We start from the raw sequence: 25,186 nt of genomic DNA on the forward strand, positions 1-25,186 counted from the left end.
ATGATATGGAATGAAAATTTGAACGGTAAAGAAAGGAAAGTAAAATGAATACACCTTCTATTTATGGATTGACTTTGGATCAGCTGGAAGCTTGGTTGTTGGAGCAAGGCCAGAAAAAATTTCGCGCCCAACAGATCTGGGACTGGCTATATATCAAACGCGTTCTGGATTTTTCGGAAATGACGAACTTGTCAAAAGATTTGGTTGCCCTTCTCTCCGACACCTTCTTGCTGCAGCCCCTGAATCAAGTGGTCGTTCAAGAATCAGCGGACGGCACAACTAAATACCTCTTCCAGCTGGAAGACAAACTTATGATTGAAACCGTCCTGATGCGTCAGGAATATGGCTTGTCCGTCTGTGTTACGACGCAAGTTGGCTGCGATATCGGCTGCACGTTCTGCGCAAGTGGACTGAAACGGAAACAACGCGATCTGACTGCCGGCGAAATAGTGGCACAAATTATGCAGATCCAGCACTACTTGGATCAAAAAGGCAATGGCGAACGTGTCAGTCACATCGTTGTGATGGGCATCGGCGAACCGTTCGACAACTACGATAATGTCATCGCCTTTCTGAACATCGTCAACCATGCCAAGGGTTTGGCAATCGGTGCTCGTCACATCACCGTTTCCGCCAGTGGATTGGCTCCGAAGATCCGGGAATTCGCGGAAAACGGACTGCAAGTCAACTTGGCTTTGTCCCTGCACGCGCCGAACGATGAAATCCGTAGCCGCATGATGCGCATCAACCGCAAACATCCACTGAAGGAAGTCATGGCTGCCATCGACGAGTATCTGGAAAAGACAAACCGCCGCATCACTTTCGAATACATCATGATCTCTGGCGTGAACGACAGACCTGAGCAGGCGCACGAATTGGTCGCCTTATTGAAGGATAAGCGTCACCTTTCCTACGTGAACCTGATCCCTTACAATCCGGTTGCCGAGCACATCAAATATGAACGCAGCACCAAAAAGGATATTTTGGCATTCTATGATATCCTCAAAAAGAACAACATCAACTGCGTTATCCGCAAAGAGCACGGCACCGACATCGATGCCGCCTGTGGCCAACTACGCAGCAAGCATCTGGAAAAAGCAACTAAATAATTGACTTTTCACTAAGCAACCTCGGTAAAATGAGGTTGCTTTTTTAATTATTTTTCATCAGGAGCGGTCTCCTGCATCCAACCTTTGAATCCGCAATGTGGGCAAGTCACTCGTTTGCCTTGCTTGCCTCCGTTCAAAGACAGCAGATCCGTCAGGAAGCTGATTTTGAATTTACGCCTGCATTTTGGGCAGACGTAAGCATTCACGCGTGAATGGTAGTAGACGATCGCGAATAGCGTGGCGATTCCCGCCAAAATCATCAGCGCCGGATAAAAGCCGCCTGCTCTCTCAGCCGCGGGAAATCCAACTACCAAAAACAGCACATACCCCGCAACCGCAAGCATCGTGACGCTATCCGATTTCCTTTTTTTTCCACTTTTGGCCATACATCATTTTTCCTTTCCTGTTTCTGATTCAATGATAACACTTGTAGGTCGAGCTTTGAAAGTGTGGTATATTGGAACCAACAAATTAAGTCCATTGGCAATAATATATTTGACCATTGGAGACGGAGGAATAGTATGAGCAGAGTAATCCTTACGACTGAAAGCGGCGCGGATATCCCCACTGATTTGGCAAAGAAACACAATATCCAGATTGTATCGATGCACGTCATCATGGATGATATCGATCATCTTGATGGTTCTTTTCCGGTCACGGATCTGTATGATTATTACGAGCGAACCAAAAAAACGCCTTCCACGACCGCAACCAATCCGAATGAATATACCGCTTTTTTCGAAAAGATCCGCTCTGAGCAGCCCGACAGCATCATCGTGCACATCGGTTACACCTCCAAGGCCTCTTCCTCATTCCAGAGTTCCGTTTTGGCGGCGGAAGATTTCGAGAACATCCACCTCATTGATGCCCTGAACGTATCCGGCGGCTTGGCCGCGATCGTGCTTTATGCTGCCGATTTGCTTGAAAAGGAGCCGGATATCGCAGTGGAAAAACTGATTGCCGCAATCGAAGCAGCAGTGCCGCGCACACACTTTTCCTTCATGCCATCCGGTCTCGAGTTCCTACGGGCAGGCGGCCGCGTCTCCAACGCAGCCTATTTGGGGGCATCGCTCCTGAAAATAAAACCGACAATTGAATTGATTGACGGCAAATTGGTTTCCACAAAAAAATACCGCGGCAAGATGAGCCGCGTCGTTGTCGATTTTTTTGATGATTACCTAAAGGCTTACGCTATCGACGACAAAAAACTGTACCTCATCCATTCACTCGGTTTGGAAGAAGAAATCATGACCCAAATGGAAAATTACGCGAAAGAAAAAGGTTTCCTTGATGTCGCTTGGGTCCAGACCGGCGGCGTCATCACTTCCCATGGCGGCCCTGGCGCTTTTGGGATTGCTGGGATCGAAAAAAAAGAAAACGACTAATAAACAAAAAAACTTCTGCATTACGGAATTCCGAGTGCAGAAGTTTTTTTGTTTGTCTAACTATTCTCTTCGATATCCTCCGGGAGGATCGTGAACAGATCCGCGGCCTCATCTTCGGCCAAGCGGTTGCTTTGATGCAACTTTGCCTTCTCAAAGAGGCTCCTGGCCGTGCGGGCATTTCCGAAATGGCTGTCGCGCGTCGTATAGGACTGCACAAACAGGTTCTTGACTTTCCCCTGGGCTTCCTCCGTCAGCACAAAACCTTGCTGGGTAGCGGCCATGTGGAAGATTTCCGTCAGTTCTTCGCTGTCGTAATCCGGGAAATCGACCGTGTAGGCAATCCGGCTGCGGATGCCGGAGTTCATGCTGAGCATCTGCTCCATCTCGCTCGGATAGCCGGCCATGATGACGACCAGTTTGTCGCGGTTGTCCTCCATCTCCTTGATCAGCGTACTGATGGCTTCATAACCGAAGTCGTTTTCGGAGGCAGAATAAAGGGAATAGGCTTCATCGATGAATAAGACACCGCCATAGGCTTCCTTGATTTTCTCTAGTGTCTTCGGTCCGGTCTGGCCAACGTACTGCCCGACCAGATCTTCCCTAGTGACTTCAATCATGTGTCCGCGCTTCAGCACACCGATGGATTTCAGTATTTGGCTGATCAATCGCGCAATGGTTGTCTTGCCTGTGCCGGGGTTCCCCGTGAAGACCATGTGCAAGGACAAATCGTTCATCGGCTGTCCCATCTTTTCGCGGCGTTTCTCGGCGCGCACGTAATTCATGATCGAGCTGACTTGTTTTTTGACATCCTTCAACCCGACCAGGTTGCGCAGCTGAGCCATCAAGTCTTCGATATTATCTCCGAACAGTTGGTTGGGGTCGATACCGAAGTCGAGCGGCTCGAGAATGACCAGATCATCCTTCGTCACGGATTTTTCGCTCAGGCGGAAGGCCCGTTCGCGCATCGCTTCTTCCATAATGTTTCGGACGGCCCGGGCATTGGCGAACAGCGGAACCACTTTTTCCTGATTGATTTTGACCCTGAATGCCTGCTCCGCTTCCTCAGTCAACGTATAATGATTATCCTTGGCTTGCGCCTTGGCGATTTCCAACAGTTCCTGATCGGAAAAATCTTCGAAATCGATCTGCATGTTAATCCGGCTCGATAGACCAGGATTCGATTTCAGCAACTGCTTCATGCCGGTGTCATACCCCGCTAGGATCACGATGAAATCATTGCGGTGATCTTCCATTGATTTGATTAAAGTATCGATGGCTTCGGAACCGTAATCGAGCGAATCGCTGTCCGAGGACGCCAAGGAATAGGCTTCATCGATGAACAGCACGCCGCCCATGGCCGATTCGATCACGGCTTTCGTCTTCTGGGCAGTCTGGCCGACGTAGCCGCCGACCAGATCTGAGCGATCCACTTCCACCAATTGGCCCGATTCGAGGATGCCTAGAGAATAGAAGATGTCCCCCAGAATTCTGGCGACTGTCGTCTTGCCTGTGCCCGGATTGCCGGAAAAGGCGAAATGATAGGAAGGCTGTTCATTTTTTTCGATCGACAGCATGTAGGCCCGTTTCTTGTCGTATTCGACCAGTTTCACGATCCGGTTGATGGTCTCCTTCACTTCCGTCAGACCGATCAGCTCATTCAATTCGGCCAAGGACTCTTCCAAAGAGACTTTGACTTTCCGGTTGGAATGGGTCGCATCCATATGAAAGTAATCCGTTTGTGGCCCCCGTCTTGCCAACCTGCTCGATTGCATGGTCGCAATCAGTTTGCCGACTTTTTCAGTGCTGTGCGAAAGCGGCCGTGTCCGTTCCAGTTCCTTGTGGATGCGACGGCATTCGTCGAAACGGCCATGGATATAGTAGGCATAAACACGATCGTACTCAATGGCATCGTCATAGCCGTATTTCTCGGACTCCTCGATGGATGCCAAAATCGTTTCCAGTTCCTCTTCCTGTTGCAGGTAGATCTTCGATTTCAAGCGCAAAGCCGCAAAGGATTTCGGACTGTGCTTCAGCACTTGATCGACGAGTTCCAGCGCCCGGGGTAGGTCGTTTTTTTCGAAGGTCATCTTCGCCAGGACGAGCGCCGCTTCCCAATTGGCTGGGTTGCGGGCGAAGGCAGCTTGCGCGTAGCTCTCCGCTGCCTTGTCATCGCCGTCTTCCGCATACAGCTTCGCCAGCAGCGTCAAATAGGCATCGCCAGTGCTATCCAATTCTACTGCCCGCAACGCATAAAGCATAGCTTTTTCGAGATTGCGGTTCTTGTAGTGGCTGAGCCCCAGCAGGTAATTCACATGCGGATGATCCGGATGCGTCCGGATGGCTTCCATCAAGACCGGAACGCTGCTCAAGGACATGTTTTTCCTGATATTGTTCTCGATCCCTTTCAGCCTCTCGTCTATGTTTTCAATTAAGTTCTCGTCTGTCATCCGAAGCTTCTTCCTTCCCGTTCGTATACTCTATTTATCTAATGTGGCCCTTTTCATGATGCCCTTTATTTTAGCACAATTCCGACCTTTTTCATGCGTTTATGCTCGTGGCTTTTCCCGATCCTACTGAGGCTTCAGCAAAAAAAGGCTATTTTTTGAGTTTGTTTGCCAACAAGGTTATACTTTGTTTGAAAGCAAAAAGAACTGCGTGTCATCCAGACTGGAGGAGTTATTTATGATTTATACGATCACACTGAACCCGACCATCGATTATATCGTCACTGTCCCCCAATTAGCTTTGGGCCATTCCCATCACATGCAGGATGAACTGATCACTCCGGGCGGGAAAGGCATCATGGTTTCGCGCGTACTGAAAGCACTTGGAATCCCTTCGATCGCACTGGGCTTCCGCGGCGGCTTCACCGGTGACTTTGTGCGCGACTATATGGAGGAACTGAATATTCTCAACCAATTCACCGTGATTAAGGAGCGCACCCGCATCAATCTCGTCCTGAAGTCGGACCAGGATACCGAAATCAGCGACTACGGTCCCAGCGCAACCGATGAGGAAGTCGCTCGTTTCATGAAAGGTTTCGAGGACATCTCAACACAGGATTTTGTAGTGATGTCGGGCAGCAAGCTCCCTTCTATGCCGAAGGATTTTTACGAACAGCTGATTCGTTCGCTCCATGAGGAGGGCGTGCCGTTTGCCTGCGACATCACGAAGGATGAATTGCGCAACAGCCTACAGTATCATCCCTTGGTCGTGAAACCCAACCAGAAGGAAGTCGGCGAATTTTTTGGCCGGACTTTCACCACTTGGCAGGAGGTTGTCCCTTACGGCAAGCAATTGGTTGAATTGGGGGCCCAGCATGCCATTGTTTCCCTCGGCGGCGATGGTGCACTACTCTTCACACCGAATGAAGTCATCTATGCACCGCCATTATCCGGAAAAGTTGCCAATCCGGTCGGAGCCGGAGATTCCATGGTAGCCGGTTTTGTAGGGACTTTTATCCGGACGGGCGACGCTTCGGAAGCTTTCCGGGTAGCCGTAGCAGCAGGAACCGCGACAGCCTTCTCACCAGATATCGCAACTACTGAAGAAATCGAGGCGCAATTGGGCCGCGTTGTTCTGGAAATAATTGAATAGAATACAAAGTTTAAAAGCGTAGAATAGCCTCTGGAAACCGGGGCTGTCCTACGCTTTTTATTTATTTAAAATGATGGCTAGAGCGGGCTTGGACCGCTTTTCTTCCTTAGCCTTCTGCTTCGGCCATTTCTTCCGCCAGGTTGTGGTATCCGATTTCTTTGTCCATGAAATCATCCGATTGGACGGCGAAATGTTGCGTGATGCTTTCAATGGTTTGGATTTCGCATTTCGCTTCGTCAACGATGTAATCGAGGATGTGTCCACCGAATTTGCGGTCATCGCTGATGAAATGGCAATGGAAGCCCCCTTTGGCTACCCCATCAAACAATTCCGGCGTATAAATGCCGATTGCCGTCCCTTGCATATTGTAGGACTCGAATTCCGGCTGTACACGCGTCGCTTCGATCAAGCGCGGATACGGTTTTTGCTGCTTCGGCACCGCCCTTGTATGCATATATTCGAAATGTCCGGTTATTTTGACGACTGAGAAAACATTCCGGCTGCGGACGCGCTTGACGATATCCGATCGGACTTTCCTCAGCGTCATCGGCCGATCGATGTCGTATTCACGGTCCGGTTGAAAAAAAGTCACCGCAGCATGCGGTGTTGTTTGGGATGGATCGACTTTCGAAATCGATCCGTCCGCTTTCGTTTGATAGGCGATGCCGTCAAGCAGGATCAGTTCCCCTTCAAAATCATGGAAAGTCCCGATTCCGATATCCCCATGCTTCAATAGTTCTTCAAATGTCAGGGTTCCATCGAATACCCCCGCCATCAGGTCCCCCATCGTCTGATGCTGATACAACGTACTTTCGCCCATCTGCTCCCGCCCCTTCTGTGCCCTTACGTAATCATTTGTTATTTTGACTTATCTCATGATAGCCCATTATATCACAGCGGGAAGGCGCCAAACAATGAGGGCCGCCCCAAAACCGGGACAGCCCTCCATTCATACTATATTACGCTAATTTTGTTTCCAGATAGTCAACCAAAACATCTTTCGGATGGTAGCCTGTCAGTTTTTCAACCGGTTTTCCGTCTTTGAACAGGACCATTGTCGGAATGCTCATGATGCCGAATTGTGAAGCCGTCGCTTGGTTATCGTCGATGTTCAATTTGACGATTTTCACTTTGTTGTCCATCTCTTCTTCGATTTCTTCCAAAACGGGTCCGAGCATGCGGCAAGGTCCGCACCAAGGCGCCCAAAAATCCATCAACGTCAAACCATCTTGTACTTCACTCTGCCATGTTGTGTCTGTTACTTGTGTGCTCATTCTTTATCTATCCTTCCTTAAACTGTATATTTTTGCTTTAATTTCTTATCAACAAAACGTATTATACCCCACCCGGTATTATTAGTAAATATAAATGTATCGAAAGCAAGATGATTGACAATCCCTCTTAACAGGCATAATATAGTTAGGGCACGAACTATATGGGTGGTGAAAAATAATGAGCAACACAGACTTGCTGGGATTCCGGATCAGATCGCTTTGGCAACAAATAAAACGTCTCATGAATAGGCACTTGACCGAAAATGATGGTTATGGTTTGACCGGCATGCAATTTGCGATCGTTTCCTACATCGCCAAAGAATCCGCAACGCGGGATGTCTTTCAGAAAGATCTCGAGCAGAAATTCGACATCCGCAAATCGACCGTCACTGGCATCCTGAATACAATGGAAAGGGATGGCTTATTGCTGAGGGAAACCGTTCCTTACGACGCCAGACTGCGGAAAATGATGCTGACGGATAAAGCTTTGCAAGCAAAAAAAAATTCGGAACAAGTGATTGATACCGTGGAGAGCCAATTGTCCAAAGGTTTAACTGAAGAAGAAATCACCACTTTTTTGAGCATTCTCGAAAAAATCTCGAAAAACGCAGAAAGCTGATTGCCTCAACCATTTCAAAAGTCCCCCACTAATTATTTACGGAAAGGATTAACGCTATGATAAAAAAACTCATGGGCAGCATACGCGAGTATAAAAAGGATTCGATCCTTGCCCCTATATATGTCACTTTGGAAGTCGTCTTGGAAGTGCTTATCCCTTATCTAATGTCTATGATCATCGATAAAGGGATCGGAGAAGGAGATATGCCCTTCATCATCCGAATCGGTTTGATTCTAATCGTCTCCACGCTCTTTTCATTAGGGTTCGGAGTCCTGTCCGGTTTGCATGCGGCAAAAGCTTCGGCCGGATTCGCTAAAAATATCCGCAAGGACATGTACTACAACATCCAGGATTTCTCATTTTCGAATATCGATCAGTTTTCGACATCCAGTCTGATCACCCGTCTGACGACGGACATCACGAATGTCCAGAACTCTTACCAGATGATCATCCGAATCATGGTCCGGGCGCCGCTTATGCTCGTATTCTCATTGCTGATGGCTCTGAGCATCAACAGTGAACTCGGGATGGTCTTCCTTGGCGCGATCCCGTTCCTGGGCTTCGGTCTCTACCTGATCATGTCACAAGCCTTCCCGATTTTCCAGAAAGTGTTCCGCACCTATGACAAGCTGAACCGTGTCGTCCAGGAAAATCTTTATGGAATCCGGGTCGTCAAGTCCTTTGTGCGTGAAGAGCACGAAACCGAGAAATTCAAATCCGTCTCCAAAAAAATCTACACTGATTTCACTAAAGCCGAAAAAATCTTGGCCTTCAACAGCCCTTTGATGCAGTTCACGATGTACGCAAGCATTTTGACGTTGTCTCTATTGGGTGCACGCATGATCGTCTCCGGTTCGATGACGACAGGTCAACTGATGAGCCTGATCACATACGCTTCCCAAATTCTGATGAGTCTGATGATGATTTCGATGGTATTCGTCATGGTCACCATCTCCCGCGCTTCAGCGGAACGGATTGTGGAAGTGCTGAGCGAGGACAGCGACCTGAAGAACAACAGCAATCCGATCACGTTCATTCCTGACGGTTCGGTCTCCTTCGAGCAGGTGGACTTCAGTTACACCAACGATCCGAAGAAACTCGCCCTGAAAAATGTCAGTTTTTCCGTCAAACCAGGGGAGACGGTCGGCATCATCGGCGGTACCGGCAGTGCCAAAACTTCTCTGGTCCACCTCATCCCGCGTCTGTATGATGCCACTGGTGGTACGGTGAAAGTCGGCGGCATCGATGTACGCGATTATGATATGCAGACATTGCGCGGCGAAGTTGCAATGGTGCTCCAAAAAAACATCCTGTTCTCGGGAACGATCAAAGACAATCTGCGCTGGGGCAATCCTGCCGCTACCGATGAAGAGCTGATGCGTGCCGCCCGACAGGCTCAGGCCGATGAATTCATCCAACGCCTTCCCGATGGCTACGACACTTATATTGAAGAAGGCGGCACAAACGTCTCCGGTGGCCAAAGACAACGGCTCTGCATCGCGCGTGCTTTGGTCAAGCAACCGAAAATCCTGATTCTCGATGATTCGACCAGTGCCGTGGATACGCGGACAGATTCCTTGATCCGGACCGCTTTCAAGGAAGAAATCCCGAACACAACCAAATTCATCATCGCCCAGCGCGTCTCTTCCGTTCAGGATGCCGACAAAATCATCGTGATGGAGAGCGGCAGCGTCAATGGCATCGGAACGCACGATGAATTGCTGGCAACAAACACCATTTACCAAGAAGTGTACTATTCACAAACGAAAGGGGGAAAAATTGCTGATGAAGCCTAATCAACCAAAACGGCGCGGAGCCAAAGATGCCGGCAAAACGACAAAACGCCTCCTGTCCTATATTTCCAAAGGCCACAAATTCACCTTTAGCCTTGTATTGATCTGTATCCTCGTCAGTGCCCTTGCCAATGTCGCAGGCTCGCTTTTCCTGAAGACGCTGATCGATGAGTATATCACGCCTTTACTGGGCGTAACCAATCCGGTCTTCACCAGCATGTACCGGGCGATCGCGATGATGGCCGGTATTTACATGATTGGTGTCGTGGCGACGTATGTCTACAACATCCTGATGGTTTCCATTTCCCAAGGGATCCAGAAAAAGATCCGCGATGAGCTGTTCGCGCATATGCAGACCTTGCCGATCAAATATTTCGATACGCATGCGCATGGCGATGTCATGAGCCGCTATACCAATGACATCGATACTTTGCGCCAGATGTTGTCGCAAAGTATCCCGATGGCCTTTTCTTCCTTGGTTACGATCATCAGTGTATTCGCTGCGATGCTCGCAGTCAGCCTGCCATTGACGCTCATCGTCGTCCTTATGATAGCCTTGTCGATCACCGTCACGAAGACAATCGGCGGAAAAAGCTCTGTCAACTTCGTCAATCAGCAGCAGACGCTCGGTAAAGTAAACGGCTATATCGAGGAAATGATGCATGGTCAGAAAGAAGTTAAAGTTTTCGGACGCGAAACAGAATCCAAAGAGCGTTTCGACAAACTCAACGACGAATTGCGCGAAAGCGCGACGAACGCAAACATCTACGCGAATATCCTGATGCCGATTCTGGGGAATCTGGGATACCTGCAATATGCTCTGATCGCCATGTTCGGAGGAGCCATGGCTGTCTCAGGCATCGGCGGCCTGACCTTGGGGGCGATCGCTTCCTTCCTGCAGTTGAGCCGTTCCTTCACGATGCCGGTCAACCAGATTTCCCAACAAGTTTCATCGATCGTGATGGCTTTGGCAGGCGCTGAGCGGATCTTCGAACTGATGGATGAAAAGCCTGAATTGGATGAAGGCACCGTAACTTTGGTGAATGCAACCATGGTCGGTGATGAATTGAAGGAGGCCGAAAACCATACCGGACTTTGGGCATGGAAAGTGCCTCAGTCCGACGGGTCGGTCCGTTATACGCAGCTGACCGGTGATGTCCGATTCTTTGACGTCGACTTCTCCTACAATCCCGACAAACAGATTCTGCATGACATCAGCCTCTATGCCCATCCCGGTGAAAAAGTCGCTTTTGTGGGATCGACAGGTGCCGGCAAGACGACAATCACGAACCTGATCAATCGTTTCTACGATATCCAGGATGGAAAAATCGTTTATGACGGCATCGACATCGCAGACATCAAGAAAAATGACCTGCGCCGTTCCCTTGGTATCGTATTGCAGGACACCAACCTCTTTACCGGAACGATTCTGGAAAACATCCGTTACGGCAATCTGCAGGCTTCCGATGAAGAAATCTATGCCGCTGCGCGCTTGGCGAATGCCGATGACTTCATCTCTCGTCTGCCGCAAGGCTATCAGACGGTCATTGCCGGCGACGGCGAAGGGCTTTCCCAAGGGCAGAAACAATTGCTTTCGATTGCCCGTGCGGCTGTTGCCGATCCTCCCGTCATGATACTGGATGAAGCGACTTCCAGCATCGATACGCGGACGGAATCGATCGTCCAGCGCGGCATGGATGCGTTGATGCAAGGACGCACCGTTTTCGTCATCGCCCACCGCTTGTCCACGATCCAGAATGCGGATGTGATCATGCTGATGGAGCAAGGCCAGATCATCGAACGCGGCGATCATGAGAAATTGATAGGCGAACAAGGAAAATATTATCAGCTTTATACCGGAGCATTCGAGCTGGAATAAGCTTTGAAATCAAAACACCCCGCAGAATGGCGCTTCCGACCGGAGCGTCCATTCTGCGGGGTATTTTTGTATGCAGTCGATTTTTATTTTAATGCTGCCAGGGTCGACGCGTGGTAAAATGTTCACGAAGGATGCTTCATCCACCAAGCTTCTGCCGATTGCCAGTCCGAAAGAAAGAGGTCCTTGCGATGACTGAAAAGAGAGTTGTCCCATCCAATGCATTCGTCACCCGTTCCTTTGTTGCCGGCATCCCATTCGTTCTGTTGTTCGGCGGCCTCTCCCATTTCGCATTCGCATGGTTCGGAGAAGCAAGCTGGGCAGCACCTTTCGTCCCCGTGAATGAGAGTGTCTGGGAACACCTGAAAATGAGTTACTGGTCCACCTTCCTGTGGTTTTTCCTCATTTTCCTCTTTTTCGGTAAAACGCACCGGCTTTCGACATCCCGCTGGTTGTGGGCGGGGATCGTGTCCATGCTGTTCTGCCCACTCCTCATCGTCACCGGATTCTACACACTCAAAGGCGCTTTCGACATCGAATCCCTTTTCACTGACGGGATGCTGTTCTTTATCGGTATCATCAGCGGCCAACTGCTGGCTTCCCGCGCCTATCGCTTTGTCGAGCCTGGCCGCCTGTGGCTTGGAATGGCAGCTGTGCTCTGGCTTCTTTTCGCGATTGCCTTTGCTTTATTCAGTTTCCTGCCACCCGCCTTGCCGCTCTTTCTGGATACACCGACCGGAAGCTACGGGTTTTAGATTGCTCAGAAAGCGATACGGTTACGGGTTGGCTGCGTTCATCCCCCAAAAAATAACTATTAAAAACAGTAAAGAGCGTAAAAGCCCTCGCAGAGGATGGCTTTTACGCTCTTTTAATACAGGATATCGTTGCTGATCGTCGAATAGAACAGTTCCTTAATCCGGGCCGGATCCTTTGTCTGGCCCAGGATCCACATCAGTTTGCATAAGACCGCTTCCGTTATCATATCGTAGGCTTCCAAAATATTGACCCGGGATTTCAGTTCGTGTCCGACTTTGTAGATTTCCATGTCACTGCCTTCATTAGGAACCTGTGTCGTCATGACAACCGTCTTCCCTTGGCCGATCCAGTGATTGATGACCTCGAAATACCCGTACTCCGGTGCCGAAGGGATGCCCCCCACTCCATAGCTTTCGATAATGATTGCATCGTTCCGCTCAAGCATGTAAGAAAGAATGTCCGAATCCACTCCCGGCGTCAGCTTGAACAACGCGACCTTCGCATCGAGACTGTCATAGAAATGCGGTGCTTGCGCTTTTTCTTTTGTGATGTAAGAAATCACACGTCCATCCTGGATAATCGCCAAATAAGGGTAATTGATGCTGGAAAAAGCTTGGAAGCTCTTGGAATGCGTCTTTCTTGCCCGTGTTCCGAGGATGACCTTCCCGTTGAAGACGATCTGGACACCGCTGGCGGAATCGGATGATGCGTACAGGAAACTGTCGAAGAGATTCGTCTTCGAATCGGTAATTTCCATATTGATCGGTTTTTGGGCACCGGTAATGATGATCGGTTTGGGGGAATCCTGGATCATATAGGACAACGCGGCAGCCGTATAGGCCATCGTGTCGGTTCCATGGGTGACGACAAACCCGTCGTATTGTTCATACTTTTCCCGGATGGTATCCGTCATCAGCACCCAGATATCAGGCGCGATGTTGGTGCTGTCGATATTGCAGATCTGCAGGGTATCGACTTCGCATATTTCTGAGATACCGGGAATAAAGGCCAATATCTCTTCGGATGTCAGTTGGGGATCGAGCCCATTCGGAGTTATTTTGGAGGCGATCGTACCGCCCGTTCCGATCATTAATATTTTTTTCTTAGTCACACATTCACCTGCTTGATCATTATTTTTTTCATGGTTTTCTGCGTCTGGTGGTCAATAAACCACGACCGGCGTACCGACAGAATACGTATTGTAAAGCGTTTGGACCGCATAGTAAGGGGTATTGACGCAGCCGTGCGATCCAAAATAAAGATAAAGGTCGCCACCGAAGCCTTGGGTTTGCCAAGAGGCGTCATGCAAGCCGTAAGCATTCCCCAAAAACGGAATCCAATATTGGACAGGTGACTCGTAATCTTCTCCGACCAAGACACTCGGCGATTCCTTGTATGGTTGGATCGCGAACAGTCCTCTCGGCGTCGGCATCGAAGGTCGTCCGGTTATGACCGGAGCATTGACGATCTGTTGGTTGCCGATGTAGGCCCAGACACGCTGGTAGGCGATGCTGATGATAATATAACTGGAGCCGACATGATAGTTGGTGCCGGCATTCGTCCGGAAGGTGCCATCCTGGACCGTCCAATCGGGTCCCGTCGGATAGGTTGGGACAGGCGGGACAACCGGAACGGGCGGCGGTTTCGGTACGTATTTCATGAAGGCAACAGCCGTGTTTCCTGGTGCTTGTCCGTCTTTTTGAACCAATTGCATCTGGACGGCGCTGACTTCATAGTCGTAGCCTTGTGTTCCTGCTGTTTCGCCATTCTTGGCCCAATCCAACCAGCCCACGCCGGGCACATGGACCTGATAATAAATATCATAGTGCGCAGCCAGTTCATCCGTCAACTGCATTTCGATCCGCTCGATGCGTTGCCCTGTTCCTGGCAGTCCGGCTTCCAATCCGTCTTGTGTCCATTCAAACCAACCGTTTTCACTTGTGGCGGCGCGATAGGAAACCGAGCCCGGATAGGGTTGCGAGTCCAATTTCGCCTGCAAGCCTTCCAACGATTGCGAGGAATCCGGGGAGCCGCTTTGCGCCGGATTGAGGACCGGCTCCTGCCAGCCCGAATCTGTCAGATAGCTGCTGTAAGACAGGACCGGTTCGGTGCGTTTGATGAAGCCCTGCTCACGTTTGCCTAAAAACGTCTGTTCCTTGTTCATCAAAACGATTTCGACCCCTTCGATCGGATAGCGGAAACCGTCCGTTCCGGCTGTCTCGCCGTTTCCGGCCCAATCCAACCAACCGAATCGGCTCGTTTGGACCCGGTAATAAAGATTGTATTGAGCCGCCAAAGCACCCGTAAGCTTGAGTTGCACAGCCTCGATTGCTTCGCCGGCCCCTGTCGTTCCCGATGTCCCGCCGTTTTTGGCATAACCTGACCAACCGCTGTCCTGACGATAAGTTCGATAAGAAACGCTGCCTGCTTCGGCCAAATGGGTCAAGCGAACCTGGATGGCTTCGAGCGGCAAAGCCGCCCCACCACTGATTGCGCCTTCTTGGGTTTCGGACTGCCAGCCGCTGTCCTGTAAGTAAGTCGTATAAACTAATTCAGCATTGCCGGCCGTTGGCATTGAAGGCTGGCTAACCAGTGTCCTTGATAGGGCAGCAACGCTTCTTGTCTGTAATATGACATGATCCTTGCCGGTTTCGGCAAGCGTCACATCCAGATTTATGTACGCTGGATCGTAAAGATTCAGCAAACTTTGTTGGACAATAGCACCGTTCTCCAACGAATATGCTGGAGCCGCGATGCGGGCGGGGGCTAATCCGGCAACAATGAACAACCCCAGCAGAATAAACAAAATGTTCCTTCTCATGGTAATCCCTCCCGGCAGGACCGTAAGCGACAGGAAATGGGGGTCCATTCGTAATCGCTCTCTTTCCTCCATTATACCAAACAATACCCCGTTAAAAAAAACACAAGCAGTCAAAAGACCCGTATAACTGCCAAAAGTTCAGGGTCGCCTCAAAATGAAGCGACCCCAAACTTTTTCTAAGTCATTCTACTGTTCTCTTTTCCGGAAGGCCAGCACCATCCCGATCTGAAAATAGCTGTAGTCGTCCCCCAGCTTTTCCTTGAGTGGTTTCAGGTGCTGATCCTCGGCTTCTTCAATCGCTCTGGCGATGGCTTCTGCCTGTTCAGCTGTGACGAAATCCGTCAAATGCATTTCATAGGCCGGCAGCTCGGCCAACTGGCGGAAATGGTTTTCGATGGTCATCCGCGCCAATCCTCGGATGGCGATGATCTCTTCAACCGTTTTGCCTTCTTGATACAGGCGATAGGTCTCCTCAAAGGTGGTGCCGGCGTAATTCTTCTGCGCCGGTTTCGGGCGTTTTTCCGCGGTTTCCGGATTTCCTGCCAGCTCTTTATGCTCCGATAGTTTTTGTTTCAGGATCGCTTCGGCATCAGGGAATTCCTTCAAATAATCGGAAATGACACCCATGAAGACTTCGCCATAGCGCTCCAACTTCGTTTCGCCTACCCCTGACAAACGCAAGAAGCCGTCATCATCAGTCGGAAAGTTGCGGGCCATCTCATGCAGCGTGCTGTCCGAAAAGACGATATAGGAAGGGATCCCATGCTCGTTCGCCATTTCCGTACGCACACTGCGCAGACGGTCGAACAACTCGGTATCGTAAAAGCCGCCTCCGCTCTGTTTGGCGGTGCCCCTGCCGGTCTCGACCGCATAGGACATCCCAACTTTTTTCCCTTCCTTCAGGACTTCCAACGCTTTTGGGGTGACCTGGATCAACGGATACTGATCGCCCGTCACCTGCAGGTATTCATCAGCGATCAATACCCCGATCATTTCGCGGATTTCACCATCATTATAGGCGCTCATCAGTCCGTAGGTCTTCAACTTATCCAGCCCGAAATCGGTGATGCCCTTCTGTTTGCTCCCAGTCAGGATGCCGATGATTTTCTGGACGCCGTAACGTCCGCGCACCCGCACGACGCAGGACAGGATTTTTTGGGCTTCTTCGGTGATGTCTATCTGTTCCGTGCGGCGCAGGCAGTTGGAGCAATGCTGGCAATTCAGCTCGGCTGTCGTTTCGCCGAAATATTCCAGGATGTAGCGGCGCAGGCATTGGTTCGTGTAACAGTAATTGATCATCTTGTTCAATTTATTGGTCGCTTCGCTGTCATTCGTCTTGCTGTTCAGCAACTGGTTGATGATGATATCCTGCGTCGAAAACAGCAGGATGACACGCGCTTCCTCTCCGTCACGCCCCGCCCTTCCGGCTTCTTGGTAATAGCTTTCGATGTTTTTGGGCATGTTGTAGTGGTAAACGGTCCGCACATTGCTTTTGTCGATCCCCATGCCGAAAGCATTCGTAGCGACCATGATCGGTTTGCGGTCGAACAGGAAATCATCCTGGTTCCGCTGGCGCTCGTGTTCCGGCAGCCCTGCATGGTAAAGCGTCACGGCAAAGCCTTTTTGTTCCAATTTCTTCTGGACCGATTCCACATTTTTTCTGGTCGAACAATAGATGATGCTCGCTTCCTTCGGGTTGAGGTCCTTCACGAGGAACTTGAACTTGTCGGCGGGCTTTTCCACGCTGAAGGCCAAATTGCTGCGGTCGAAACCGGTCACCAACCGGAACGGATGCTGCAGGCGCAATTGGACCAGGATATCGTCCTGGACCGGTTCGGTTGCTGTGGCGGTGAAGGCGGCAACCATCGGACGTCTGTCGAACAGATCATACAGCCGGGCCACGCCTTGGTAGGCAGGACGGAAATCGCTGCCCCATTGCGAGATACAGTGGGCCTCATCGACCACCAGCAACGGCACCTTCACAAAGCGCAGAGCATTCATGAATGACTCGTTGTCTATCCGTTCCGGCGCGATGTAGAGCAGTTTGAGCTGGCCGGAGCGCATATCATCCATCAATTGCAGGAACTCTTCTCTGGAGAGCGTGCTGTTCAGGTATGCCGCGGGAATTCCCATTTCCCGCAAACTGTCTACCTGATCCTTCATTAAGGACACCAACGGGGAAACGACGATCGTCATGCCGTCCAGCAGCAACGCCGGCAGTTGGTAGCAGAGCGACTTTCCTCCGCTCGTCGGCATGATTCCGAGCACGTCCTTCCCTTGCAGGGTATTCGTGATCAATTCCTCTTGGCCTTCCCGGAAACTGTCATATCCGAAATATTTTTTTAGCGTACCGTACAGTAATTCTTTATCTACCACTTGCACCCATCCTTAACTGTTTATCTTTTCCCGTTAACCGAATATTCCTGAATGGCCTTACCTTCACTCAAGAAAGCCATGGCAAACCGTCAGAAATGACCCCCTCATCATATCACATCCGCGGCCTATTTTTTCACAGAAAAATAGTGCGGCGCGCACCTGAGCAAATCCCCTACTAATAAAATATGCAGATTATCCGCTTATGTTTTGACGTGTGGTATATAATTGTAGGGTGAACACGTCATGACCCACAGGAGTGAAAAATATGGAACAGGAATTATCAAATGAACTATTTATCTGCGGGGGGTGCAACGCAAAGATCGGCCCCGGCGTTCTGGGAGACCTACTAAGCCAATTTCCGAAACAGGAGAATCCGAATTTTTTGGTCGGTTTCGACTCGTCCGATGATGCGGCTGTGTTCCGGATAGACGCCGAAACGGCCATGATCCAGACGTTGGACTTCTTTCCCGCAATGGTGGCGGATGCCTCTCTTTTCGGGGAAATCGCCGCAGCCAACGCCTTGAGCGATGTATTTGCGATGGGCGGTGAAGTGTTGACTGCTATGAACATCGTCTGCTGGCCCGAAACAAAAAGCACCGATACACTCGGAAAAATTTTGGCGGGTGGCTTCAAGAAGGTCCAGGAGGCAGGCGGCGTTTTGGTCGGCGGACATTCGATCCATGACCCCCAGCCCAAATATGGTCTCTCGGTATTGGGAAGAGTCCATCCCGACCGGATCTACCGGAATGACACGTGCGTCCCGGGAGATGTCCTGCTGCTGACGAAACCGTTGGGGACCGGCATCATCACAACGGCCTACAGCGCCGGGGAAATGGCGCAAGAAGCCTTCAATCAGGCCGTCGTCTCGATGACGACGCTGAACCGTTATGCGGCGGAAGTCCTGAAAAAGTATACCATCCACAGCTGCACGGATATCACCGGTTTCGGCCTGTTGGGCCATCTGTCGGAAATGGTCAGCAATCGCTGTTCTGCGACTGTCTACGCCGATAGCGTACCTTGCCTGAGCGGAGCCTATCAGGGAGCAAAGGAATTCCTGATCACAGCCGGCGGGCAGCGCAACCGAAACCACTTGGAAGCCGATGTGGACTTCCAGATTGATGACTATGCCTTGGAGGAAATCCTCTTCGATCCGCAGACATCCGGCGGCCTGCTGGTGAGCGTCCCTGTCGAAGAAGCGGCCGCTCTGCTTGCCGAAATCGAAGCATTGGGATTGCCCTGCGGCATCATCGGCGAAGTGACCGAAAAGGACGCCAAGAAGATCATCGTGGTCCATTGAGCAACGAATTACAAAAATATGATTTAACCAGGAGGAAAAGAGCATGAAAAAAATAGATGCAGTCGGACAAGCTTGTCCGATGCCGGTCATTTTGACCAAACGGGCTTTGAAGGAGAGCAACGGGGAAACGGTGCTTATCAGTGTGGACAACGAGATCGCGACGCAGAACCTTGCCAAGATGGCGGAGCAGCTGAAACTTTCCGTCCAAATCGAAAAAATCAACAATTCCCTTTATGAAGTCCAGCTTTCGGATCCGAATTTCGGCAACGAATCACACACCGCCGAACACACTGTGCTTCCGGAGCAAGCCGCCGACACAGTCGCATCATCCGGAGTAAGTTATGTCGTCGTATTGAACAGCGACTTCATCGGCAACGGCAGCGAGGAATTGGGCCGTACACTGATGAAAAGCTTCCTTTTTTCCCTGACCGAACAGGAAGTCCTGCCTGACAAAGTATTGTGTTACAATGCCGGCGCGCTGCTAACGACTGAGGGATCGGCCGTGTTGAACGACCTAAAAGCGCTGGAGGAAGACGGCGTCGAGGTCCTCACGTGCGGCATCTGCGGGGAATTCTATGGCGTGAAGGACAAATTGGCGGTCGGCACTTACACAAATATGTACCGCATCGTTGAAATCCTGCGCACCGCCAAGACCGTATCGCCATGATCGACCGCAAACATTACGGCATCGTCGCGTTTCCGACTTCCCAGGCCGCTGCAGCCGCCGAAGTTGTTGTCCTGGATGCCGGTCGGGAATGCCGGTTGATCCCCATGCCGGAACAGATTTCGGCCGGATGTGGTCTTGTGCTGCAGACGCACCTCTACGAACTGAACGCTGTCCGCTTGTTGCTGTCCGAGCGTTCGATTTCCAATGATGGCTGCTACGAAGTTCGTTTTGAGAACCGGAAAAAATCCGTGGAGGCATGGCATGACTGAACTCTATTATTTCGACAACAGCGCAACCACACTGAAAAAACCGTCCATGGTGGCTGAAGCTGTCTATCACGCCATCGCCGATGGTCAGCTCGGCAACCCGGCCCGCGGCAGCCATACCGCTTCCCTGAATGCTTTGCGTTTGACGGAGATATTACGCAAAAAAACGGCTGCCCTATTCGGTGTGCCGGATGCGGCAAACGTCGCTTTCACAGCCAACGCCACCGCATCGTTGAACATGGTCCTGAAGGGTCTGCTGACGCCAGCAGACCACATCATCACAACCGTGACGGAGCACAATGCCGTCCTGCGTCCGCTTTACCAACTTGAAGAACAAGGAGGTGCCTTATCATTTGTAGGAGTCGATGAACTTGGCACGCTCCGCTATCCCGATTTCGAACGCCTGTTGCGGCCCGATACCCGTGCAGTCGTGGTCAACCATGCTTCGAATGTCACCGGCAATGCCGTAGATCTGGAATTGATCGGCAGCTTTTGCCGGGAGCACGACCTGGTTTTCATCGTCGATGCTTCCCAGAGCGCAGGCGTCTTCGCCATCGATGTAGTGAAGCAGCACATCGATATCCTCTGCTTCACCGGCCATAAAGGACTTTATGGCCCGCAAGGAACCGGGGGCATCTGCCTCGGAGACAGGCCCTTGGAATTCGGGCCGGTGTTCACCGGCGGCAGCGGCTTCCATTCTTTCGACAAGCAATACCCGACAGAGATGCCGACTTTGTTCGAGCCGGGCACCCAGAATGTTCATGGCTTGGCGGGCCTTTCCGCTGGTTTGGATTACATCAGCCAGAAAGGGCTGGCAGCAATCACTAAGCACCTGCAGGAACTGACTTTCCGCTTTCATGAACAGATCAAGGACATCCCGGGAATCATTCTCTACGGAAGTTTCGCTGAAAACATGGAACGCGCGCCGGTCGTTTCGCTGAATCTGGAGGGCTGGTCCTCAGGCGACCTCAGCGATGCGCTCTTCATGGATTACGCGATTGCGGTTCGCCCGGGCGCCCATTGCGCACCGCTCATCCATCAAGCTCTCGGAACAGAAAAAAGCGGCATGGTCCGCTTCAGCTTCTCCAGCTTCAATACGATGGAGGAAATCGACTACGCAGCCAAGGCGCTGCGGATTTTGGCGGAAGAAGAATAAAAATAAAACAGAGCAGCCACCCGCTTTCCACGGGCAGTTGCTCTGTTTTATTTTTTTGTAATCAAGCGTTACATTGCTTCATCCATTCCAGAATGGCTTCGGCCGTTGCTGCGGCGTCTTCGTTCCGAAAGATGGTGGAAAATTCCTTTTTGTTGAAGTTGTAGCGGGGATCATAGTATTTCATCAACAGATCCGCGATGACCGCGTCGAAATCATGCTGGCGCACCTGTTCCTTGTAACCCTCGACACGCGCTTCATTCAGGTAAGGTTTCAAACGGTCAAGCGCTGCGAGGAGCTCTGTTTCATTGCTGTGGAGATAATCCTTTTTGATCTGTCCGATTCGGTAATCCAATGAAGCCTCGATGTTCAGGTTTATGCCTTTGTGCATCGCATCAATCAACGAAGGCGGCAATACGGCCTGTCCGATTCGCTTGCTTTCGCCTTCAGTAAAGACGATCAGCGGTTCCTGCCAGCCAACGGTGCTCTCGACCAACAGACTTTCGAACATTTTTTGGTTATGCGGCTGTTTCTTCTTAAGGCCGACACCTCCAAAGACGGATCCTCTGTTGTTGGCGCAGGCTTCCAGATCCAACACATTGGCTCCACGCTTCTTCAGTTCCTCCAGGATCGCTGTTTTCCCGGTCCCGGTATTGCCGAAAAGGGTCACAAACTGGACCTTTTCGAACAACACTGGGATCAGGCTATTGATCGTGCTGCGGTAGTTTTTGTAGCCGCCTTCCATCCGGTAAACATTCATCCCCAAGGATTTGAGCAGGGAAAAAATCGAATTGCTGCGGAATCCCCCCCTGCTGCAGAAGATGACGACTTGGTCGTAGGCTTTTGTATACTCTTGGAAAAGGCTGAACATCTCAGGCAATCTCGGAGAAATGGCTCGGATGCCGTGCTTTTTCGCTTCATCGATTTTGCCGGAAACATAAAGCGTCCCCACTGTTTTACGGTCCTCATCATCCAGGACGGGTATGTTTATGGCGCCCGGTATGGTTGCCTTCGCAAATTCGGAAGGACTCCTGACGTCCACATATAAAATCGATTTGTCTCCGCGTTGCTGTTCTATTTCTTCATATGTTATAACTGGTTTCAATTGGTTCACCACTTTCTGTTTCTCAGTATAGCCCCTGTCGGACAGGAATGCCACCTGAAATCTTGAAGGAAGCGCATGAAAACGACCCAAAAAGCTCCTCATTTAGCGGAGACATGTGGGTCGTTGCGCATTCAATCGTTCAATTTTTCTGCAGCTATTTCTTTGCTTTATGCACTTTCAACGCTTTGCCTTTGACGGTGCGGTTCTGCATCTCAGAAATCACAAAGGGACCTTTGCCGTTTAGAATTTCGATGTAGGTCACATTTTCCTGGATCGTGATGATGCCGATATCATCCGCATCGATGCCGGGAATATTGGTCAGCGTGCCGACGAAATCGATGGCGCGCAATTTTTTCTTCTTGCCGCCATTGAAATAGACTTTGGTGATGTCCTTGTTCAATTCCCGGTTGCGTGCCTGTTTGATGACGGGGCGTTCCTGCAGTTTCTTTTCGAAAGTCGCTTTGTGATGCTGCACGAAGCGGGCGCTCGGCGGATTAATTTCGGTGATGTCCTGCTGAGCGAAGTCTTTCACTGCCTGCCAGCTTCTTTCCTCATTAGGCGTAACTAAGGTCAAGGCTATCCCGGTTTTACCGGCACGGCCAGTCCTGCCGGTACGGTGGATGAAGCTCTCTTTCTCCTCGGGGACATCATAATTGACGACATGTGTCACATTATCGACGTCAATCCCGCGCGCAGCCACATCCGTAGCCACCAAATAACGCAGCCTCCCTTTGCGGAAATCTTCCATGACGGCTGTGCGGTCATCCTGCACCATACCGCCGTGCATCTTATCAATCGGCAAACCGGCTTTGCTCAAGAATGTGTACAGTCCGTTTACGGCTTCCTGCGTATTGCAGAAGATGATGCAGCTGTCAGGATTCTCAACGGTCAGCAGATCCAATAATTGTTTGGGTTTGCCCGACTCTTGAACACGGATGAAGGATTGCAGAATCTTCGGCTTGGATGCCTCGTCGCTTTCCATTTTCACCGATACGCGGTCATGCTTCATATAGAAGCTGGCCAAACGCACCACTTCATTTGGCATTGTCGCGGAGAACAGCAATGTTTGTCTTTGTTTCGGAAGGAAATCGATGATGGCTTCCACTTGCTCAATGAAGCCCATATTCAGCATCTCATCCGCTTCATCAAGGACCAGGTAGCGTATCTTGTCAAATTTCATTGTCCCTTTTTGCAGATGATCCAATACCCTGCCCGGAGTTCCGACGACGATATGGCTTTTCTGTCTCAATTCCGATTTTTGCGTATCGAAGGAAGTCTTGCCGAAGACAGCAGTAGCCTTGATCCGCTTCAGTCGTCCGATGTTGGTGATGTCCTCTTTCACCTGCAAAGCCAGCTCCCTTGTCGGAACCAAAATTAGCGCCTGCGGACGGTTTTCTTCCCAACTCACACTTTCGCACAACGGTACGCCGAAACTGACTGTCTTGCCGCTGCCAGTCTGCGATTCCACAATGATATCTTTGCCCTTTAAGGTCATTGGGATGACCTCTTGTTGTACTTGCGTCGGTTTGAAATAACGCAATGCCTTTAGTGCTGTAACGATTTCTTCGCTGATTGCGAAGTCTTCAAATGTTGTATAATTCATCTTGTCCTACCTTCACTTTTGATTTGTCGTCTCAGTATAACAGGAAAACATTAATAAATCCGCGTTTTTGTGAAAACGAGTGTCCGGGACGGAATTAAAAACGGAACTGGATCGGAATCCCGCAAAGGGTTCCGCTTCCAGTTCCACCATCACCGTTTGCGCCAGTTCACTCTTCGCAGAACAGCCTGATCCGCTCAATTGCTTGCTGCGCCACTTCATCTCGTTTTTCTTGGTAAACTTCCTTGTCGAACGTATTATTCTTATCCACATATGGAATATTCTGTATGCTTTCCAAGTTTAAGGTCGTTCCGCCTTCTTCCGCTTTGGCCGTGTAATTTTGCCGTACGAAAGAATCTTCGGCTGGATCGACCGTATCGACCCGGATGGCTGCGCGCATGACGAACTCCTCAGGGAACAGTTCCGCCTGCTGCACTTCGATGTTCACCGGAACCATTTTCCCGAACATGTCGTATTCTGCCTTGTAGACACTGGACAGGCCGCCATCCCCGCTGATCTGCTTGACGATTTTCAGGCCCTGATGAATGTCTCCCCAGTTGCCCACATTTGCGGCGTATTGCCATACCTTTCCCAGTGGTGCTTCGATAAAAATACTTTTCTTGATGTGGCTTTTGATGTAGTCCATTTTATTCATCCTTCCTGCTGATTGAACGTACTGCCTTAATATGCAACTGTGATAGCGTTATCTTTATCTTCATTATAATAAAATAAATTCCCTTATACAAACTTAGCTCGCTAAACTTCGAAAACCACTCTTGGCAAGAACACCATTCTTTGTTAAACTGTTCGGGACAGTTCGTAACCATCCTGTCGTAAAATAAAACTAGGGTAATAGAATCATGCAATCAAAACGCAGGAATGTTTTTTGAGTTGGCTTGTTCTCTCCTTAGAGACAACCTTCTCGGCATCCGTGCGTCTTTTTTTGTGCATATTCTTGTAAGGCGTTGAAAAAAATATTAGGAGGTGGACCGATGCAAAAAACATTCACAAAAACACAAAAATTGACTTTCTCAGCAATGTATATCGCTATGTACATCGTCATCATGGCTCTGACGCAATCTTTCGCTTTTGGACAATATCAAATCCGCATCGCCACAACTCTTTACGCCCTAGCTTATTTTAACCCGTTTCTGATCATCCCGGCTGGTCTCGCCAATCTGATGTCTAACCTGTTCTTCGGCGGACTAGGGATCATCGACATGCTCGGAGGGACTTTAGTAGGCGTCATCACTGCTTCACTCGTCTACGCTGTCAGCAAATACAACCTGCCGAAGTGGTGTCTGATCCTACCGATTATCTTCATTCCGGGAATCGTTGTGCCGATCTACCTGTCGCAACTATTGGCTATCCCATTCCTGCCGCTTGTCGTCAGCCTCTGCATCGGCCAATCGGTACCGGCTTTCGTCGGCTACTTTTTGGTGCAGGCACTGGAAAAACGATCCTACAAAAGTGCACTTTTAAAACCCTGAGC

22 protein-coding genes are annotated in these 25,186 nt (G+C 50.3%); 12 read left to right on the forward strand and 10 right to left on the reverse strand.

Going from position 1 to position 25,186, the window contains the following annotated elements:
- The first annotated feature begins 44 nt into the window (after positions 1 to 44).
- Positions 45 to 1,109, forward strand: coding sequence for a dual-specificity RNA methyltransferase RlmN (gene rlmN, locus BLV66_RS07045; protein ID WP_086987183.1), 1,065 nt, complete (start codon positions 45 to 47; stop codon positions 1,107 to 1,109).
- 47 nt (positions 1,110 to 1,156) lie between these two features.
- On the opposite strand, the gene BLV66_RS07050 is transcribed toward rlmN, so the two are convergent.
- Positions 1,157 to 1,495 (reverse strand): hypothetical protein, encoded by a 339-nt coding sequence (locus BLV66_RS07050; RefSeq protein ID WP_086987182.1) that lies wholly within the window; start codon positions 1,493 to 1,495, stop codon positions 1,157 to 1,159.
- Between the two features lie 135 nt (positions 1,496 to 1,630).
- On the opposite strand from BLV66_RS07050, the gene BLV66_RS07055 reads away from it, so the two are divergent.
- Positions 1,631 to 2,494 (forward strand): DegV family protein, encoded by an 864-nt coding sequence (locus BLV66_RS07055; RefSeq protein ID WP_086987181.1) that lies wholly within the window; start codon positions 1,631 to 1,633, stop codon positions 2,492 to 2,494.
- Positions 2,495 to 2,550: 56 nt separating this feature from the next.
- On the opposite strand, the gene BLV66_RS07060 is transcribed toward BLV66_RS07055, so the two are convergent.
- Positions 2,551 to 4,941, reverse strand: coding sequence for an AAA family ATPase (locus BLV66_RS07060; protein WP_086987180.1), 2,391 nt, complete (start codon positions 4,939 to 4,941; stop codon positions 2,551 to 2,553).
- Positions 4,942 to 5,176: 235 nt separating this feature from the next.
- Here BLV66_RS07060 and pfkB point away from each other — a divergent pair, with 235 nt between their 5' ends.
- A complete protein-coding gene (gene pfkB, locus BLV66_RS07065; protein ID WP_086987179.1) occupies positions 5,177 to 6,091 on the forward strand; it encodes a 1-phosphofructokinase in 915 nt (304 codons plus the stop codon).
- A gap of 106 nt (positions 6,092 to 6,197) precedes the next feature.
- On the opposite strand, the gene budA is transcribed toward pfkB, so the two are convergent.
- Both budA and trxA read right to left on the reverse strand, forming a co-directional pair.
- Positions 6,198 to 6,911, reverse strand: coding sequence for an acetolactate decarboxylase (gene budA, locus BLV66_RS07070; RefSeq protein WP_086987178.1), 714 nt, complete (start codon positions 6,909 to 6,911; stop codon positions 6,198 to 6,200).
- A gap of 139 nt (positions 6,912 to 7,050) precedes the next feature.
- A complete protein-coding gene (trxA, locus tag BLV66_RS07075; RefSeq protein ID WP_086987177.1) occupies positions 7,051 to 7,365 on the reverse strand; it encodes a thioredoxin in 315 nt (104 codons plus the stop codon).
- Positions 7,366 to 7,543: 178 nt separating this feature from the next.
- Here trxA and BLV66_RS07080 point away from each other — a divergent pair, with 178 nt between their 5' ends.
- From BLV66_RS07080 to BLV66_RS07095, 4 genes are all read left to right on the forward strand, one after another.
- On the forward strand, positions 7,544 to 7,984 hold the full coding sequence (locus BLV66_RS07080; protein ID WP_086987176.1) for a MarR family winged helix-turn-helix transcriptional regulator: 441 nt from the start codon (positions 7,544 to 7,546) through the stop codon (positions 7,982 to 7,984).
- 56 nt (positions 7,985 to 8,040) lie between these two features.
- Entirely contained in the window at positions 8,041 to 9,780 is a 1,740-nt protein-coding gene (locus BLV66_RS07085) for an ABC transporter ATP-binding protein (protein ID WP_086987175.1), read from the forward strand.
- On the forward strand, positions 9,770 to 11,656 hold the full coding sequence (locus tag BLV66_RS07090; protein ID WP_086987174.1) for an ABC transporter ATP-binding protein: 1,887 nt from the start codon (positions 9,770 to 9,772) through the stop codon (positions 11,654 to 11,656). The genes BLV66_RS07085 and BLV66_RS07090 overlap by 11 nt, the downstream gene beginning before the upstream one ends.
- A gap of 188 nt (positions 11,657 to 11,844) precedes the next feature.
- On the forward strand, positions 11,845 to 12,408 hold the full coding sequence (locus tag BLV66_RS07095) for a DUF6512 family protein (RefSeq protein WP_086987173.1): 564 nt from the start codon (positions 11,845 to 11,847) through the stop codon (positions 12,406 to 12,408).
- A gap of 113 nt (positions 12,409 to 12,521) precedes the next feature.
- On the opposite strand, the gene BLV66_RS07100 is transcribed toward BLV66_RS07095, so the two are convergent.
- The 3 genes from BLV66_RS07100 to recQ form a co-directional block, all read right to left on the reverse strand.
- Positions 12,522 to 13,520: an asparaginase gene (locus BLV66_RS07100; RefSeq protein WP_245826734.1), complete on the reverse strand. Its 999-nt coding sequence runs from the start codon at positions 13,518 to 13,520 to the stop codon at positions 12,522 to 12,524.
- A gap of 51 nt (positions 13,521 to 13,571) precedes the next feature.
- On the reverse strand, positions 13,572 to 15,230 hold the full coding sequence (locus BLV66_RS07105; protein WP_176974166.1) for a L,D-transpeptidase family protein: 1,659 nt from the start codon (positions 15,228 to 15,230) through the stop codon (positions 13,572 to 13,574).
- Between the two features lie 186 nt (positions 15,231 to 15,416).
- The gene (recQ, locus tag BLV66_RS07110; protein WP_218131808.1) at positions 15,417 to 17,606 is read right to left on the reverse strand and encodes a DNA helicase RecQ; all 2,190 of its coding nucleotides are present in this window, start codon (positions 17,604 to 17,606) and stop codon (positions 15,417 to 15,419) included.
- 265 nt (positions 17,607 to 17,871) lie between these two features.
- On the opposite strand from recQ, the gene selD reads away from it, so the two are divergent.
- Genes selD through BLV66_RS07130 form a run of 4 tightly spaced genes read left to right on the forward strand, consistent with a single transcriptional unit; the run spans position 17,872 to position 20,992 of the window.
- A complete protein-coding gene (gene selD, locus BLV66_RS07115) occupies positions 17,872 to 18,903 on the forward strand; it encodes a selenide, water dikinase SelD (protein WP_086987170.1) in 1,032 nt (343 codons plus the stop codon).
- Positions 18,904 to 18,946: 43 nt separating this feature from the next.
- Positions 18,947 to 19,570, forward strand: a complete 624-nt coding sequence (yedF, locus tag BLV66_RS07120; protein WP_086987169.1) for a sulfurtransferase-like selenium metabolism protein YedF — start codon at positions 18,947 to 18,949, stop codon at positions 19,568 to 19,570.
- Positions 19,567 to 19,839 (forward strand): putative Se/S carrier protein, encoded by a 273-nt coding sequence (locus tag BLV66_RS07125; protein ID WP_086987168.1) that lies wholly within the window; start codon positions 19,567 to 19,569, stop codon positions 19,837 to 19,839. Before yedF ends, BLV66_RS07125 begins: the two co-directional genes overlap by 4 nt.
- Positions 19,832 to 20,992 (forward strand): aminotransferase class V-fold PLP-dependent enzyme, encoded by a 1,161-nt coding sequence (locus BLV66_RS07130; RefSeq protein WP_086987167.1) that lies wholly within the window; start codon positions 19,832 to 19,834, stop codon positions 20,990 to 20,992. The genes BLV66_RS07125 and BLV66_RS07130 overlap by 8 nt, the downstream gene beginning before the upstream one ends.
- Before the next feature lie 61 nt (positions 20,993 to 21,053).
- Here the strand turns inward: BLV66_RS07130 and mnmH are convergent, their stop codons facing one another.
- From mnmH to BLV66_RS07145, 3 genes are all read right to left on the reverse strand, one after another.
- The gene (gene mnmH / locus BLV66_RS07135) at positions 21,054 to 22,184 is read right to left on the reverse strand and encodes a tRNA 2-selenouridine(34) synthase MnmH (RefSeq protein WP_176974167.1); all 1,131 of its coding nucleotides are present in this window, start codon (positions 22,182 to 22,184) and stop codon (positions 21,054 to 21,056) included.
- Between the two features lie 64 nt (positions 22,185 to 22,248).
- On the reverse strand, positions 22,249 to 23,697 hold the full coding sequence (locus BLV66_RS07140; RefSeq protein ID WP_086987165.1) for a DEAD/DEAH box helicase: 1,449 nt from the start codon (positions 23,695 to 23,697) through the stop codon (positions 22,249 to 22,251).
- A gap of 166 nt (positions 23,698 to 23,863) precedes the next feature.
- Positions 23,864 to 24,340 carry an SRPBCC family protein gene (locus tag BLV66_RS07145; protein ID WP_086987164.1) on the reverse strand — a complete coding sequence of 159 codons (477 nt, stop codon included), beginning with the start codon at positions 24,338 to 24,340 and terminating at the stop codon, positions 23,864 to 23,866.
- A 346-nt stretch (positions 24,341 to 24,686) separates the two neighbouring features.
- Here BLV66_RS07145 and BLV66_RS07150 point away from each other — a divergent pair, with 346 nt between their 5' ends.
- Positions 24,687 to 25,184 (forward strand): QueT transporter family protein, encoded by a 498-nt coding sequence (locus tag BLV66_RS07150; protein WP_086987163.1) that lies wholly within the window; start codon positions 24,687 to 24,689, stop codon positions 25,182 to 25,184.
- Positions 25,185 to 25,186 lie beyond the last annotated feature (2 nt).

Origin of the sequence: Trichococcus collinsii (assembly GCF_900107505.1) — a bacterium.
Classification (GTDB): Bacteria; Bacillota; Bacilli; order Lactobacillales; family Aerococcaceae; genus Trichococcus; species Trichococcus collinsii.